The sequence below is a fragment of the Steroidobacter cummioxidans genome (assembly GCF_003104955.1).
Map to the genome: position 1 here is coordinate 17948 of NZ_LSRW01000081.1, position 15476 is coordinate 33423.

At 61.2% G+C, this 15476-nt stretch carries 14 protein-coding genes and 2 tRNA genes; 6 read left to right on the forward strand and 10 right to left on the reverse strand.

The genetic code is table 11. From position 1 onward, the window contains the following. The first annotated feature begins 153 nt into the window (after positions 1-153). Complete coding sequence (locus tag D0550_RS28845) at positions 154-1200, forward strand: acyltransferase family protein (RefSeq protein ID WP_116812657.1); 1047 nt, start codon at positions 154-156, stop codon at positions 1198-1200. A 13-nt stretch (positions 1201-1213) separates the two neighbouring features. Then, positions 1214-1369, forward strand: coding sequence for a hypothetical protein (locus D0550_RS35055; RefSeq protein ID WP_161966118.1), 156 nt, complete (start codon positions 1214-1216; stop codon positions 1367-1369). 33 nt (positions 1370-1402) lie between these two features. Here D0550_RS35055 and D0550_RS28850 read toward each other — a convergent pair. The 8 genes from D0550_RS28850 to aceB form a co-directional block, all read right to left on the reverse strand. Then, a tRNA-Cys gene (locus D0550_RS28850) sits at positions 1403-1476 on the reverse strand. Positions 1477-1567: 91 nt separating this feature from the next. Continuing rightward, positions 1568-1643: transfer RNA gene (locus D0550_RS28855), tRNA-Gly, on the reverse strand. An 89-nt stretch (positions 1644-1732) separates the two neighbouring features. Further along, entirely contained in the window at positions 1733-2329 is a 597-nt protein-coding gene (gene pgsA / locus D0550_RS28860; protein WP_275129297.1) for a CDP-diacylglycerol--glycerol-3-phosphate 3-phosphatidyltransferase, read from the reverse strand. Positions 2330-2351: 22 nt separating this feature from the next. Then, the gene (gene uvrC, locus D0550_RS28865) at positions 2352-4184 is read right to left on the reverse strand and encodes an excinuclease ABC subunit UvrC (protein ID WP_116812659.1); all 1833 of its coding nucleotides are present in this window, start codon (positions 4182-4184) and stop codon (positions 2352-2354) included. Positions 4185-4220: 36 nt separating this feature from the next. Then, a complete protein-coding gene (locus D0550_RS28870) occupies positions 4221-4883 on the reverse strand; it encodes a uracil-DNA glycosylase (RefSeq protein WP_414717351.1) in 663 nt (220 codons plus the stop codon). 186 nt (positions 4884-5069) lie between these two features. Further along, positions 5070-5825: a PEP-CTERM sorting domain-containing protein gene (locus D0550_RS28875; RefSeq protein ID WP_116812661.1), complete on the reverse strand. Its 756-nt coding sequence runs from the start codon at positions 5823-5825 to the stop codon at positions 5070-5072. Positions 5826-6018: 193 nt separating this feature from the next. Continuing rightward, positions 6019-7305, reverse strand: a complete 1287-nt coding sequence (gene aceA / locus D0550_RS28880; RefSeq protein ID WP_116812662.1) for an isocitrate lyase — start codon at positions 7303-7305, stop codon at positions 6019-6021. 24 nt (positions 7306-7329) lie between these two features. Beyond that, complete coding sequence (aceB, locus tag D0550_RS28885; RefSeq protein ID WP_116812663.1) at positions 7330-8937, reverse strand: malate synthase A; 1608 nt, start codon at positions 8935-8937, stop codon at positions 7330-7332. Between the two features lie 100 nt (positions 8938-9037). Here aceB and D0550_RS28890 point away from each other — a divergent pair, with 100 nt between their 5' ends. Then, the gene (locus D0550_RS28890) at positions 9038-9952 is read left to right on the forward strand and encodes a LysR family transcriptional regulator (protein WP_116812664.1); all 915 of its coding nucleotides are present in this window, start codon (positions 9038-9040) and stop codon (positions 9950-9952) included. Positions 9953-9972: 20 nt separating this feature from the next. Beyond that, entirely contained in the window at positions 9973-10587 is a 615-nt protein-coding gene (locus D0550_RS28895) for a pseudouridine synthase (RefSeq protein ID WP_116812665.1), read from the forward strand. Positions 10588-10592: 5 nt separating this feature from the next. On the opposite strand, the gene D0550_RS28900 is transcribed toward D0550_RS28895, so the two are convergent. Further along, positions 10593-11504 carry a DMT family transporter gene (locus tag D0550_RS28900; RefSeq protein ID WP_116812666.1) on the reverse strand — a complete coding sequence of 304 codons (912 nt, stop codon included), beginning with the start codon at positions 11502-11504 and terminating at the stop codon, positions 10593-10595. A 3-nt stretch (positions 11505-11507) separates the two neighbouring features. Further along, positions 11508-12881, reverse strand: a complete 1374-nt coding sequence (locus D0550_RS28905; protein WP_116812667.1) for a leucyl aminopeptidase family protein — start codon at positions 12879-12881, stop codon at positions 11508-11510. A 433-nt stretch (positions 12882-13314) separates the two neighbouring features. Here D0550_RS28905 and ilvC point away from each other — a divergent pair, with 433 nt between their 5' ends. Further along, positions 13315-14313: a ketol-acid reductoisomerase gene (ilvC, locus tag D0550_RS28910; protein ID WP_116812668.1), complete on the forward strand. Its 999-nt coding sequence runs from the start codon at positions 13315-13317 to the stop codon at positions 14311-14313. A gap of 72 nt (positions 14314-14385) precedes the next feature. Continuing rightward, positions 14386-15348 carry a branched-chain amino acid transaminase gene (locus D0550_RS28915; RefSeq protein ID WP_414717352.1) on the forward strand — a complete coding sequence of 321 codons (963 nt, stop codon included), beginning with the start codon at positions 14386-14388 and terminating at the stop codon, positions 15346-15348. The last annotated feature ends 128 nt before the right edge of the window (positions 15349-15476 follow it).

Sequence of the window (15476 nt, forward strand, 5' to 3'; positions counted from 1 at the left end):
ACCGACGGCGCCTCAAAAAACAGTGATCCACTCTCCGTTTCCAGATCGCGGAGCTGGCGTGCCTCTAGGAAAACAGGGCGCAGCGTGTACTATCCGCAGCTGATCAGGGAGTCACTGATCGAACCTGGTACCAAGCGCGCTGGATGAAAACCGATGCACACGGGGAGTAACGCAGAACCCAATCTGGACATCCTGCGGGCTTTGGCTGTTTTGATGGTTCTGGCCGATCACGTCGCCGAGATGGTGGCGATCCAGAACCCCGGCCTCTCTTTTCATCCGTACGATCTGATTCTCGGCCGACTGGGCGTGCTGCTGTTCTTTGTACACACGGCGCTGGTGCTCAATTGCTCAATGGAGCGCACCAGGCTGTCGGGCTGGAACGACATTCGATCGTTCTATATCCGTCGCATCTTTCGCATCTATCCGTTGGCTATCGCAACCGTCGTGCTCGTGGTTGCGCTTCAGGTACCCGCCATGCCCTGGCGCGAATACCAGGTTGACTTCGCATCGATCCTGACCAGCCTGACCCTCACCGGCAATCTGCTCTACACGGCGCCGGTCCAAGTCCCCATGTGGTCGCTGCCGATCGAAATGCAGATGTATCTTGCCCTGCCGCTCATTTATCTGGCCGTACGCGGGCGGCCGCTGTGGGTACTGGCGCTGTGGCTCCTGTCTTTGCCATTGGCGTGGCTGCAGCCGACCTACCTGGGTCGATTCAACGTGATCGCATTCGCGCCCTGCTTCCTTGGCGGCGTACTCGCGTTCTCGCTGGCGCAGCGCTCGCAGTTCAAGCTGCCGGGATGGACGTGGCTACCTGCCCTGCTGCTGATCGGCGCCGCCTATGTGCTGCTCCAAAGCCGTATGCAGAACATCCATTTCCCGCCGGTACAGTGGCTGACGTGCCTGCTCGTGGGCGCCATCATTCCATCGTTCAGCGATTCAACGTCGCAAGCACTGAACACTGCCTCAGCCTTCGTCGCCAAGTACTCCTACGGCATCTATCTGTTCCACATCCCCGCCATCTGGCTGGGTTGCGTCGTGCTGTCCGAGGCGTCCGCCTGGCTGCAATGGACGATTGCCGCGGTGACGCTGTGTGTGCTGACTGGCGCGGGGTTCCATCTGATCGAGAGTCCGGCGATCAAGCTGGGAGCGAGACTGGCGACCCGGCGGCCTGCAGTACTGCAGCCCGCAATGAATTGATTCAGGACAAGCGATGCTCGCCATCGGCATTGCTCTCGGTGTCGCCTTGATCGCTGTAGCGATCTGGCTGGTCTGGCCGACGCGAGCATCTGACGATCCACCGCCGACGCCAGACGAATACTGGGCCGACATGGAAGCCGACGAACGAGCACGGCGCGGCAAAGAGTGAGCTAGATCGTAAGTGACCGAGAGTCGGCCGGCATGGAGGCTCGGGCCGGAATCGAACCGGCGTAGACGGCTTTGCAGGCCGCTGCATAACCACTTTGCTACCGAGCCGTAGGAGTGGGTAGGAGTGGTGAAACCCCAACTCCCGCCGGTACCGCCGGAACCTTATCGACTTTCTAAGTTGCTGGCGGCACTAAAGAAATGGAGCGGGAAACGAGGCTCGAACTCGCGACCTTAACCTTGGCAAGGTTACGCTCTACCAACTGAGCTATTCCCGCGTCGCGCCCGGAAGCAGTGCTTCCGGAGAGGCCGCTATTCTAGGGTCGAGATTGAAAGTGTCAAGGCAAGTTGTGCATTTCGAACAACTTTATCTTGCGCCAGAGCGCATCAGGTCCGGCCAGGCCGCCCGTAGGTAAACCACCATGGACCACAATGTCAGTGCAGCCGCCGCCACCAGACAGTAAACCCCCAATTCGAACGCGGGGATAATCCACACGTTCTCGCGAAACAGCATCATCGACAGGCCGGTCATCTGGAAGATGGTCTTGATCTTGCCGATCGACGACACCGCCACCTTGCCCCGCGCGCCCATCTCGGCCATCCATTCACGAAGCGCGGAAATGGTGATTTCGCGCCCGACGATCACCGTTGCAGTCAGCGTGATGAGGGTGTGCGGGTCGAACTTGATGAAGTTCAGCATCGGCGGGTCGTAGCTGACCAGCAGAATCAGCGCGACTGCGACCATCAACTTGTCCGCCACCGGATCGAGGAACGCGCCCAGCGCGGACGTCTGACCGAGCTTGCGCGCGAGATAGCCGTCGAGCGAGTCCGTGACCGCAGCAAGAATGAAGATCCAACCCGTGGCCGCCTTGGCCCAGTGTTGGTCCATGTAGAAGAGGACGACCACCAGCGGAATCATGATGATCCGCGCTACGGTCAGAATATTCGCGATGGGAAAAGTCACTGGGGGGAATTGTAAGGACTTTTCAGCCGTTCGCGTGCAATGTGTCATAGATCGATTGCGCCAGTTTACGACTGATCCCGTGAACTTTGGCCAGATCGTCGATTCCTGCCCGGGTTACCCCTTGCAGACCGCCGAACTGACGCAGCAGTTCCCGCCGTTTGCGCGGCCCGAGCCCAGGCACAGTCTCGAGGACGGATTGAGTCCGCGCTTTGCCTCGGCGCGCCCGGTGACCAGTGATTGCGAACCGGTGCGCCTCATCGCGCACGCGCTGGATCAAGTGCAGCGCCGGCGAATCCGGCGGCAGCACGGTCGGCAGCTCGTGCCCCGGCAGGAACAAACGCTCCTGCCCCGGCCGGCGGTCCGCGCCTTTCGCGACACCTGCGATCAACACATTATTGATCTCCAGCTCCGTCAACACTTCCGTAGCCTGGGCAAGTTGCCCGGGCCCGCCGTCGATCAGCAGCACATCCGGGGTCGGCGCTTCGCCCTTCTTGACGCGCGCATAGCGCCGCGACAACGCCTGGCGCATGGCGCCGTAATCGTCGCCGGGCGCAATGCCTTCGATGTTGAAGCGCCGATAGTCGCTCTTGATCGGACCTTCAGGACCGAACACGACGCAAGACGCCACCGTGCGCTCACCCATCGTGTGACTGATGTCGAAGCACTCTATACGCGCTGGAGGATTCGGCAAATTGAAGACTTCCTGCATGGCTTGCAGCTGTTCGACCCCGGTCGCCTCCGTGGCTCGACGCATCTTCACGCCCAACTCGGCATTGGTACGCGCCATCTCCAGCCAACGCGCACGCACGCCGCGAACGCTCGGGCGAATCCGCACCGACCGCTCCATGCGCTCGCTCAGCGCCTGCTCGAGCGTGTCTGCGTCTTCGATCTGTTCGTTGATCAGGATCTCGCCTGGCGCCTCGCGCCCCAGGTAGTACTGCGCCAGAAAGCCCGACAGCAGCTCGCCCGCTTCAGCAATGCCTGGCTTCGGGAAAAAGTTGCTGCTGCCGAGATTGCGCCCGCCGCGCACGAATACGATGGACACGCAGTGATCGCTGCCGTGAGACACGAGCGCGACGGCATCGATGTCCTCAGTGGCATTGCGTGTGACCGACTGAGTCGAATGGATGGCCTTGATGCCATTGATCTGGTCGCGCAGCCGCGCGGCCTTCTCGAACTCCAGCGCCTGCGAGGCCTCTTCCATGCGCTGCGCCAGATCGTCGACCAGCTCGGCGCCCTTGCCTTCCAGTACCTTGATGGCGTCGTTCACGTCTTGGCCGTACTGCTCCGGCGAGATCAAGCGCACACACGGCCCCGAGCAGCGCTTGATCTGGTGCTGCAGGCACGGCCGCGAGCGGTTGGCGAAGAACGAGTCGCTGCAGGGACGCAGCAGGAACAACTTCTGCAGGAGCAGGATGGTCTCGCGCGTCGCCCTGGCATTTGGATAGGGACCGAAAAAGCGGCCCGGCAGCTTGCGAGTGCCGCGATAGAAGCTGATGCGCGGATACTCTTGCTCGGTCGTGACGTAGAGGTACGGAAAGCTCTTGTCGTCGCGCAGAGTGACGTTGAAGCGCGGCCGATGCCGCTTGATCAGGTTGTACTCGAGCAGCAGCGCCTCGGTTTCCGACGCCGTCACCGTCACTTCGACGTTGGCAACCTGCGAAACCATCGCCATGGTCTTCGCCGCCTGCGCCTTGCCCACGAAGTAAGTCGTGAGTCGATTCTTGAGATTGCGCGCCTTACCGACGTACAGCACCTCGCCATCGGCGCCGATCATGCGGTAGACGCCTGGGCGCTGACTGACGTTGGCCAGGAACAGCTTGGAATCGAAGGTGGCGCTCGATGAACCGGTCATAGCGTCATTTTAGAGGATGAAGCCGGCCAGCGCTGGTCAGGTATTTCCGGGCGCAGATTCAATGAGCGCCTTGGCCCGAGCAAACACCGCCTCGAACATCTCCTCCGTCAGCCGCCGCGTGTTCGTGTTGTAGCGGCTGCAGTGATACGAATCGATCAGCCACTGCCCTCCCGGCAGCTTGAACTCGGCGCCATGGCCAAACTTATAGCTCCCGGCCTTCAACCCGAGCGTGCGCAGGACCGCGTTGTGTCCGATCGAGCCTAGCGCCAACAGGACGACGTTCTTCGGTGCCACTGCAAGCTCAGCTTGCAGGTAGTGATTGCAGGTGGTGATCTCGACCGGCAGCGGCTTGTTGTCCGGCGGCACGCACTTCACGGCGTTGCTGATGCGCGCGTTGATGAGCTTCAGACCATCGTTGCGATGAATGGATTCCGGCTTGTTGGCGAAGCCGAACTTGTACAGCGTTTGGTACAGCAACACCCCCGCATAGTCACCCGTGAACGGCCGCCCAGTCGCATTTGCACCGTGAAAGCCAGGCGCGAGGCCGATGATGATCAGGTGCGCCTTGCGATCGCCGAAGGGCGCGACGGGTGCGCAGTAGTAATCGGGATACTGCTTGCGCCCCTCCTCCAGAAACGCGGCGAGGCGCGGACAATCGGTGCAAGTGCGGTCGAAAACCACGCCGTCTGAAGGCCACAGGCCATTGCTCGGCTTGTCGTCGGTCAGCGCGAGCTGCTTGAGCGGCGCGCTCTTGTGGGTACGGGGAATGGAGATCGGCTCGGCGCGTTTGGCCGAGGTTTTAGCGGTCTTTGCGGGAGATTTGCGGGCGGAGGACTTGCTCATCCGCCCATTGTACTTGGCCCACCCAGCGAGCGGTCGCCTGGGCTATTGGCGCTTACGGCGACGAGCCACGGCGCTGCCCAGCAACCCAACGCCGAAGAGCGCGAGTGTGCTCGGCTCAGGGACGTTGCCCGTCGAGATAGCGAGCGAATCGATGGAGAAGCTCGTGAAGTTGGTACCGAGCGTCACGCACGCATCGGCGTTGAAACATTGCCTGGTCTGTTCTTGGTAGTAGCCGAAGGGCGCCAGCGTCGCCAGCACTGGCAACAGACTCACCAGATCGAAGCCGTTCGCAAGATCAATGAGATCCTCGGAGTTGTTGGGATCCGACCAGTACAGCCCGAACTGGCGGGACAGGTATTGGCCGGGTTGCGAATACAGCTGCGTCGAGGCATCCGCGACCCCAACCCGGTCGGACCGGAGAAACGGATCGGAGGGATATTCCAAACCGTCGACATAGCCTGTGGCGCGGGCAAATGCCCCGGCGTCGTAGCTCACGCCGCCAATGACCAGATCGCTGGTGATGGCACCACCCGTTTCGCTGAGCGTTGTCCACCGCTGCCCCGGATAGACATGGGCTTGTAACTGCAGCTGGTCGGTTTCCACCGTGATGCGTCCGGTCACGCTTCGACCAGGCATCGACGGATCGTAGTTCTGGATGCTGCCGAAATCGGTGAAGAAGGACTCAGTTACCGTGCCGGTGAAATCGAAAACGATCGGCACCGCGTTCGCCGCGCCAGTGACAAAGCCGACAGTGGCGGCCAGCGCCGCGCGGGCAAGAACTGCTTTGGTACGCTTCATCCAAACGCTCCTGATCCGTAGGTTCGAGGCAGGAGCGAGTGTACTGATATATCGAACGATCAACTACAAAATGCGACATCGGATCGATTGTTTGTAAATCGATCCGACACTCACAAGGTCTGCAGGCTTCCCTCCACTTCCTGCTCCTCGCTGTGGCACGTGAGCGGGAGGGAAGCCGCAGTGGATCGGATCATCAAGACGCCTTGTGGAACTGCTCTTCTTCCGTCGAGCCCTTCATCGCCGTCACTGACGACTGACCGGCGGTGACCGTCTGCGTCACATCGTCGAAGTAGCCGGCGCCGACTTCGCGCTGGTGCTTGGTGGCAGTGTAGCCATCCTTCTCCGAGGCGAATTCCTGCTCCTGCAGCTGCACGTACGCCGCCATCTGCGTCGCCTTGTAGCCCTTGGCGAGCTGGAACATCGAGTAGTTCAGCGCATGGAAGCCGGCCAGCGTGATGAACTGGAACTTGTAGCCCATCGCGCCCAGCTCGCGCTGAAACTTCGCGATCGTGGCGTCGTCCAGCTTCTTCTTCCAGTTGAACGACGGCGAGCAGTTATACGCCAGCAGCTTGCCCGGGAATTTCTTGTGGATGGCTTCGGCGAACAGCCTGGCATCGTGCAGGTCCGGCTTGCCGGTCTCGCACCAGATCATGTCGCAGTAAGGCGCATACGCGAGGCCGCGAGCGATCGCCTGGTCCAGACCGGCGTTCACGTAGAAGAAGCCTTCGCTGGTGCGCTCTTTGCCCTTGATGAAAGGACGATCGCGCTCATCCACATCGGCCGTCAGCAGGTTCGCCGACTCGGCATCGGTACGAGCGACGAGCACGGTCGGCACGCCAGCGGTGTCAGCAGCCAGACGCGCCGAGACCAATTTGCTGATCGCCTCGGACGTCGGCACCAGCACCTTGCCGCCCATGTGGCCGCACTTCTTCGCCGACGACAGCTGATCTTCGAAGTGCACGCCGGCGGCGCCCGCTTCGATCATGGCCTTCATCAGCTCGAACGCATTGAGCACGCCGCCGAAACCGGCTTCGGCGTCAGCGACGATGGGCTTCAGCCAGTCGACGGACCTGTCGCCTTCGGCGGTGGTGATCTGGTCGGCACGCACCAGCGTGTTGTTGATGCGCTTGACGACCTGCGGCACCGAGTTGGCGGGATATAGCGACTGGTCGGGATACATCTCGCCCGCGAGGTTCGCATCGCCGGCGACCTGCCAGCCCGACAGATAGATCGCATCCAGGCCAGCCTTCACCTGCTGCATGGCCTGATTGCCGGTCAGCGCGCCGAGCGCGTTGACGAACGGCTTTTCGTTCACGTACTTCCACAGCTTTTCCGCGCCCAGTCGAGCCAGCGAGTGCTCGATGTGCACGGAGCCACGCAGACGCACCACATCCTCGGCCCGATATGTCCGTTCCACGCCCTGCCAGCGCGGGTTGGTTTCCCAGTCTTTACGAAGTTCTTCAGCGGAAGGGAGTGTCATAGGAACCTCGAAATTAGTAATCGATCAGTGAATGACCCCATAAGCCGGCAGAGTGATGAACGTTTCGAACTCGGGCGCGGTCGTGATCTGGTCGATCAACGCAGCAGCGCGCTCGAAGTTGCCGCTCGCGAACGCTTTTTCGCCTACTGCTGCGCGCAACTTCCCCAACTCTTCTTGCGTGATCGCACGGCACAGCTCGACGGTCACCTTACGGCCATCTTCGAGCACGCCGCCCGGATGCTTGATCCATTGCCAGATCTGCGCACGAGAAATTTCCGCAGTCGCTGCGTCTTCCATCAAGTTATTGATGGGGACACACCCCAACCCCCCGAGCCATGCAGCGAGATATTGAATCGACACGCTCACGTTGCCGCGTAACCCGGCTTCGGTGATCGTGCCCTGCGGAATCTGCAACAAATCCGTCGCGGTCACGTCGATCTCAGGAATCTTGTGCAACTGATTCGGCGTCGGCATCAGGCGATCGAACACGTCCATCGCCACCGGCACCAAACCGGGATGCGCGACCCAGGTGCCGTCGTGGCCATCGCCAGCTTCGCGCTCTTTGTCGGCGCGGACTTTGGCGAGTGCCTCTGCATTGGCCTGCGGATCGCTCTTGATCGGGATTTGCGCTGCCATCCCGCCCATCGCGAATGCACCGCGACGATGACAGGTGCGGATGACGAGCTTCGAATACGAGCGCAGGAAGTGCGTGGTCATCGTCACCTGCTGACGATCCGGCAGCACGAAATCGGGCCGGCGCGCGAACTTCTTGATGAAGCTGAAGATGTAGTCCCAGCGACCGCAGTTGAGCGCGACGATGAAGTCCTTCAGCTCGAACAGGATCTCGTCCATCTCGAACGCCGCGAGAATGGTTTCGATCAGCACCGTGACCTTGATGGTCTGCGACGCCAGGCCAAGCTTGTCTTCGGAGTAGCGCAACACGTCCGCCCACAGACGCGCTTCGAGATGACTTTCGAGCTTGGGCAAATAGAAGTACGGGCCGGTGCCGTGCGCCCGCAACGCCGCATGGTTATGGAACAAGTACAGACCGAAATCGACGCAGGCCCCGGGAGCAGGACGACCGTCCACATATATATGCTTCTCGAACAGGTGCCAGCCGCGCGGGCGCACGATGAGCGTCGCGATCTGCGGATTGAGGCGGTACTGCTTGCCGTCCGGGTTGGTGAACGAGATCGAGCGGTTCACGGCATCGCGCAGATTGAGCTGACCTTGCACGACGTTGTCCCAGGTCGGCGTCATCGAGTCTTCGCAATCGGCCATGAACACTTTGGCGCCCGAGTTGAGCGCATTGATGATCATCTTCCGATCGGTCGGGCCAGTGATCTCGACGCGGCGATCCTGCAGATCGGCCGGGATCGACGTCACGCGCCAGTTGCCCTCGCGAACACTGCGCGTCTCGGGCAGGAAGTCCGGCAACGCACCGGCATCGATCTCACGCTGACGTGCAGCCCGGGCATCGAGCAACGACGTCACCCGATCGCCAAAGCGCCGGGTCAGATCGGCGACGAACTCCAGGGCGGCGGGGGTCAAAATGGACTCATACCCGGGGCGCATTGCCCCGCGGATTTCGATGCCCGTGGTGCTCGGATCCACCGCTGGATTGGTCGCCATTGCCGCTCCCCATTGCGAAAGTGGATGCACCTTAGCGAGTTCCCGTCTGTGGGTAAAATATATGGTGAGTTAGAAACCGATATCTGGTACATATCTCACCATGGAACTGAGACATTTGCGCTACTTCATTGCTGTAGCTGAAGAAAAGCACATGACCCGAGCGGCCGAACGATTGGGTATTCAGCAGCCGCCGCTCTCCATGCAGATCCGAGCCCTGGAACAGGAGCTCGACGCCCAGCTGTTCCGCCGCCAGCCGCGCGGCGTCGAATTGACCGATGCCGGCCAGGCCTTCCTGGATCGAGCCCGGATCATCCTGGATCAGGTCGACCGAGCAGTCGCCACCACCCGCCGAACCGCCCGCGGCGAGGAAGGCCGAGTGGTCGTGGGCTTCACCAGCTCTGCCCCCTTCCACCCCTTCGTGCCCCGAGTGTTACGAGCGTTTCGTGAAGCGGCACCACTGGTGTCGTTGGTGCTCGAGGAGAGCGGCAGCAGCGAGTTGGTGCAGGGACTGCACAACGAAGAAATCGATGCAGCGTTCATTCGCTCGCCGGTCGCCGATGTGGTCGGGCTCACCGTGCAACCGTTGCTGGAAGAAAAAATGCTGGTGGCCTTGCCGACCGGTCACATCTTCGCGCGCCGCAGCAGCTTCAGTCGCAGCGTGTTGCTGCCACTGTCCGAACTCGCAAAAGAAACATTCGTGCTGTACAAGCGCCCCGGCGGCCCCGGCCTGTATGACACCATCATCGCAGCGTGCAAAAGCGCCGGCTTCAGCCCGCGCGTCGGACAAGAGGCGCCGCGAATCATTTCGACGCTGAATCTGGTGGCCTCGGGCATCGGCGTGTCGATCGTGCCCGCATCGCTGCAGCGATTGCAGATGGATGGCATCGTTTATCGCAAGCTCGAAGACATGCCGCAACTGACGGCGCCGCTGATTCTCGCTTGTCGTCGTGGTGAAAACGCCGCGGCCGTGCAACGCTTCCTGGATCTGGTGCTTGCGACCGCTCAGAACATTTGATGTGAATTGAATTGGGTCCGATGGATTCGCCTGCCCTGCTGCTGCTCAACAAACCGTTCCGCGTGCTCACTCAGTTCACGAGCGAGGACGGCAAAGCCACGTTGCGTGATTTCGTACACGCGCCGGGAATGCGCCCCGCCGGGCGACTCGATTACGACAGCGAAGGCCTGGTGTTGCTGACCAACTCCGGGCCGCTACAAACAAAGCTCGCCGACCCGCGCTGGAAACAGGAGAAGACCTACCTGGTACAGGTCGAAGGCGAGATCACCGATGACGCCCTCGCCCGCCTGCGTCGAGGCGTGCAGCTGAATGATGGAATGACTTTGCCGGCGGCAGCCGAGCGCATGGATGAACCCGAGTCGCTCTGGCCGCGCGACCCGCCGATTCGATTTCGCAAGGCTATTCCAACGAACTGGCTGAAACTGACGATTCGCGAAGGCCGCAATCGTCAGGTGCGACGCATGACGGCGGCGGTGAACTTGCCGACACTGCGCTTGATCCGATGGTCGGTCGGCCCATGGACATTGCAGGGACTCGCCCCGGGCGAGTCTCGAGCAGTCGATGCAATCGAGATCGCGACCTTTATGAAGCCTGCCAGCGGTCGAACGAACACGCACCCCAGACGCCGACGATAGCCGGCTCAAGTACCCGTATCGACCAGCCTCTTCTCACGCAGCACGACGATGAACACGCCGATCAACGTCACGGCGCCCCCGAGCAACATGCGGCTCGTCAATTGATCGTCCAGCAGCGTTACGCCGAAGAAAATACCGAACAGCGGCGACAGCAACGTAATCGGCGACAGGCTGGTCACCGGATATTTACCGACCAGGTAGTACCACGCCGTGTGCGCCAGCAAGCTGGACATCAAGGTCGTAAACGCCAGTGCGCTCCATGCCTTCCAGTCCGCCGCCTGAATCGCCTGCCACTGTCCTTGCTCGAACAACAGGCTCAACAGCATCAGCGTCGAACCGCCCGCAACCGCGATCCACGACTGCAATTCCAGCGCTTTGATGTTGTGCAGGCGCTTGACGAAAATCAAACCCAGCGAAGCGAAGAACGTCGATGCCACCACCAGCGCCAGGCCTTCCCAATAGGCAAACACACGTGGATCGAAGCTGATGATCACCATGCCGCCGAAGGCGAGCGTAATGCCCAGCGTACGACGCCATCGAATGGTCTCGCCGAGCAGCCAGATCGACAGCAGTGTGGAAATCGGCACGCCCATCTGACTGGCGATCGCCACGGTCGCCGCATCTTCGGCGTAATACACGCCCAGGAACAGCAACGAGAACGCCGCCGGCCCGGTCAACATCGCAGCCAGGAACAAATTGCCCATCTGGCCGCGATGGATTTTCAACAATGGCAACAGAAAGATGGCCAGGGATCCGAAGCGCAGCGCCGTGAACAGGATGGGCGGGAACTGCGCAACGCCAATCTTGGAGGCGATGAGATTCAAGCCCCACACCAGGTTCATCAGAACCAGCAGGACCAGATGTCGGGGCGCGATCGACGCGGCGTCAGCCACGTCGGGGGTGGAACTTGCAACCATCAATCAACGCACATATCGCTGTTTGAGGAATGCATATAACGCGCGAACCGTCTGCGGTTCCGCGCCCACCGGTCGGCCCGGGCGCTCCTTGCCATTCCATGCATACAAATCCAGATGCAGCCAGGTGCGGGCGTTGCTCACAAAGCGACGCAGGAACAGACCTGCGATGATGGAGCCGGAGAAGCCCGAATTGGATACGTTGTTCACGTCGGCAATTTTGCTCGATAACTCATCGTCGTAACCCGTCCACAAGGGCATGCGCCACAGCGGATCGGACTCGGCAGCGCCGGCGCGTAACAATTCCTCAGCCGCGCCGTCATCGTTGCTGAACAAAGCAGGCAACTCCGGACCGAGCGCGACCCGCGCTGCGCCCGTCAACGTTGCCGTGTCGATCAGCAGGTCCGGCTGCTCTTCGTCGGCCAGCGCCAGGGCGTCGCACAGAATCAAACGTCCTTCGGCATCGGTATTGCCGACTTCCACCGTCAGGCCCTTACGCGTGCCCAGTACGTCGCCGGGACGAAAGGCGTTACCTGCGATCGAGTTCTCGACCATCGGCAGGATCAGGCGCAAGCGCACCGGCAGCTTCGCATCCATGATGGTCTGGGCGAGCGCCAACGCCACCGCGGCCCCGCCCATGTCTTTTTTCATGAGCAACATCGATGCGCCGGGTTTGATATCGAGGCCGCCGGTATCGAAACAAACGCCCTTGCCCACCAACGTGACTTTCGGCTTGGAGGCATCGCCCCATTCGATGTCGACGAGCCTCGGCGCGACGGCGGCGGCCCGGCCGACCGCGTGCACGGTGGGCAAGCGTTCTTTCAACAAGTCGTCACCGATGATGACGCGATGACGCGCCCCGTAACGACGGGCAATGTCCAGCGCCGCTTGCGCCAGCACCTCCGGCGACATGTCGTTGGCGGGGGTATTGATGAGATCGCGCGCCAGCGAGCTCGCGGCTTTCAATCTTTCCACCTCCGAGGCGTCCGCACCCTCGGGCAGCCGCAACTGCACCGAACGTTGCGGACCGCTGCGCTTGTAACGCTCGAAACGATACTGCCCGTACGCCCACCCAGCCGCGAACTGAGTCGCCGCACGAGCGGGCAATGAGCCCGCCAGATGGTACTGACCATCCGGCAGCCGGTCGGCGAGACCCGCACCGAGCCAATAGCTCAGCTCTTCGCGTGGATCGCGCTTGCCCGCGCCGACAATTACGGCGATCGGGCGCCCTTGCGGGCCCGGTAGCAACAGTACTTTGTTTCGTTCGGCTTTGAAGCCGTGAGTGGCGGCCCAGTTGCGCACCGGCTCCTCTTGAGCCGTCCGCCACTGCTCGAACTCATCTTCGTGGAGCAGGTGCAAAGGAATGGATGGTGTGGTCACGACGGCGCCGGGTCGATAGCTGTAACTGCTTTGTTCAGATGCTGGTCACAACGTGACGCAGCGCTCACAAGAGTAGCGCAGCTTGACAAGTTACGCAGCCGTATGGTGCCATTTGCAGGCTTTATCGCATCACTTCAGACGTACCAACCGCCAACCCGTCGTTACAAGTTAGGCCATGCCCGCCGTCACACACGCCCCCGCCGAGATCGTCGGCCTCACAATGATCGCCGCGATCATTGTAGTAGAGCGTGTAGTCGTCTCCGGCCTGCTGCAGCGGGCCGAGTGCGGGACCGGCGTCTGATCACCACAGGATAAGATTCGCCACACGAACCCCGCACCGGCCAGCCCGAGGCGGGGTTCGCTCGTTTTTGAGATACAGATTTCTTTCAACACACACACGCTTGTTAGCTTGTTTTATTCGGAGAGAGCAAAAATGCCGCAGATCTACTCGCAGAAGGACGTCAACAAGAAGGCCTTGGCCAAGGCCCGTATCGCCATTCTTGGCTATGGCAGCCAGGGCCGCGCGCATGCGCTCAACCTGAAGGACAGCGGCTATGACGTCGTGGTCGGCGTGCGCAAGTCCGGCGAAAGCTTCGCCAAGGCGAAGAAGGATGGCCTGGAAGTCGCCGAGCCCACCGAGGCCGTGAAGAATGCCGATCTGATCGCGTTCCTCACCCCCGACCTGACCCAGAAAGATCTGTACAAGGACGTGATCGGCAACATCAAACAGGGCGCCACCATCCTGTTCGCCCATGGTTTCAACATCCATTTCAAGCAGATCAAGCCGCGCAAGGACCTGAACGTGGTGCTGATCGCGCCGAAGGGCCCGGGCGGCCTGGTGCGTCGTCAGTATCAGCAGGGTCGCGGCGTGCCGTCGCTGCTGGCCGTGTATCAGGACGTGAACAAGCAGGCCAAGGCGATCGCCCTCGCCTACGCCGACGGCATCGGCGGTACTCGCGGCGGCGTGCTGACCACGACGTTTGCTGAAGAGACCGAGACCGATCTGTTCGGTGAGCAGGCGGTGCTGTGCGGCGGCGCGACCGAGCTGGTCGTGAAAGGCTTCGAAACGCTGGTGGAAGCCGGCTATCAGCCTGAAGTCGCCTACTACGAGTGCTTGCACGAGCTGAAGCTGATCGTCGACCTGCTGCACGAAGGCGGCCTGACCAAGATGCATCAGTTCATCTCCGAAACCGCCAAGTACGGCGATCTGACCCGCGGCCCGCGCGTGGTCAACAAGACCACCAAGAAGGAAATGAAGAAGATTCTCAAGGAGATCCAGGACGGCAAATTCGCCCGTCAGTGGATCGCCGAGAACAAGAGCGGCCGCAAGAAGTACAACAAGCTCATGAAGGCGGACTACACGCACAAGATCGAGAAGGTTGGCGCCAAGCTGCGCGAGCGCATGCCTTGGTTGCAGGAAGAGAAAGCGTAATTTTCAAACGTCTGTGACGAAAGCGGCGCCTGAAGGCGCCGCTTTCGGCTACGGACCTCGCCACAGGAGAACCTGACCATGCCCATCAATGCAGCGAAGCACATCTGGTACAACGGCAAGCTCGTGCCCTGGGAAAAAGCCACGGTACACGTACTGGCCCACGCGCTGCATTACGGCTCGACGGTATTCGAAGGCGAGCGCGCTTATCCGACCCCGCACGGCCCGGTGATTTTTCGCCTGAAGGATCACACTCGCCGGCTGTTCGACTCGGCCAAGATTTATTCCATCGAGATTCCCTACACGCCGGATCAGATCAGCGCCGCGTGCAAGGAGATCATCAACGTCAACGGCCTCACCAAGGGTGCCTACCTGCGGCCGTTCGCCTTTCGCAGCTACGGCGAAATCGGGGTCGCGCCGAAGATTGCGCCGCCGATCGATACTGTGGTCGCGGCCTTCGAATGGGGCTCGTACCTCGGTTCCGAAGGTCTGGAGAATGGCGTCGATGTGATGGTGTCGTCGTGGCAACGCCTCGCGCCGAACACGATTCCCGCACTCGGCAAGGCGGCCGGCAATTACCTGTCGAGTCAGCTGATCAGCATGGAGGCGAAGCGGCTCGGCTTTGCCGAAGGCATCGGCCTGGGCACCGACGGCACGGTAAGCGAAGGTGCTGGCGAGAATCTTTTCGTGATTCGTGACGGCGTGATCTATACGCCGGGCCTGGCAAACTCGATTCTCCAAGGCATCACGCGCGACACGGTCATCACGCTGGCACGTGCGCATGGTTTCGAAGTACGCGAACAACCGCTGCCACGTGAGTTCCTGTACGTCGCAGACGAGATCTTCATGACCGGCACCGCGGCCGAAATCACGCCGGTACGCTCGGTGGACAAGATCACCGTCGGCGCCGGCAAGCGCGGCCCGATCACCGAGGCGATCCAGACGGCATTCTTTGGCTTGTTCACGGGCAAAACCGCGGATAAATGGGGCTGGCTGGAGCGGTGTGAGGACGGCGAAAGGCAGGCCGTAGGCACCTAAGCGTTTGATTCAACGGGCGCCGCCGCAATGGCGGCGCTCCATCGCCGATGACGATGCCCCCCTCGGCAATCGTCAACCCCGCGCCCGCCTTACCCTGGCATCCTTGCAGCTTCGCCATTGTTCAATGG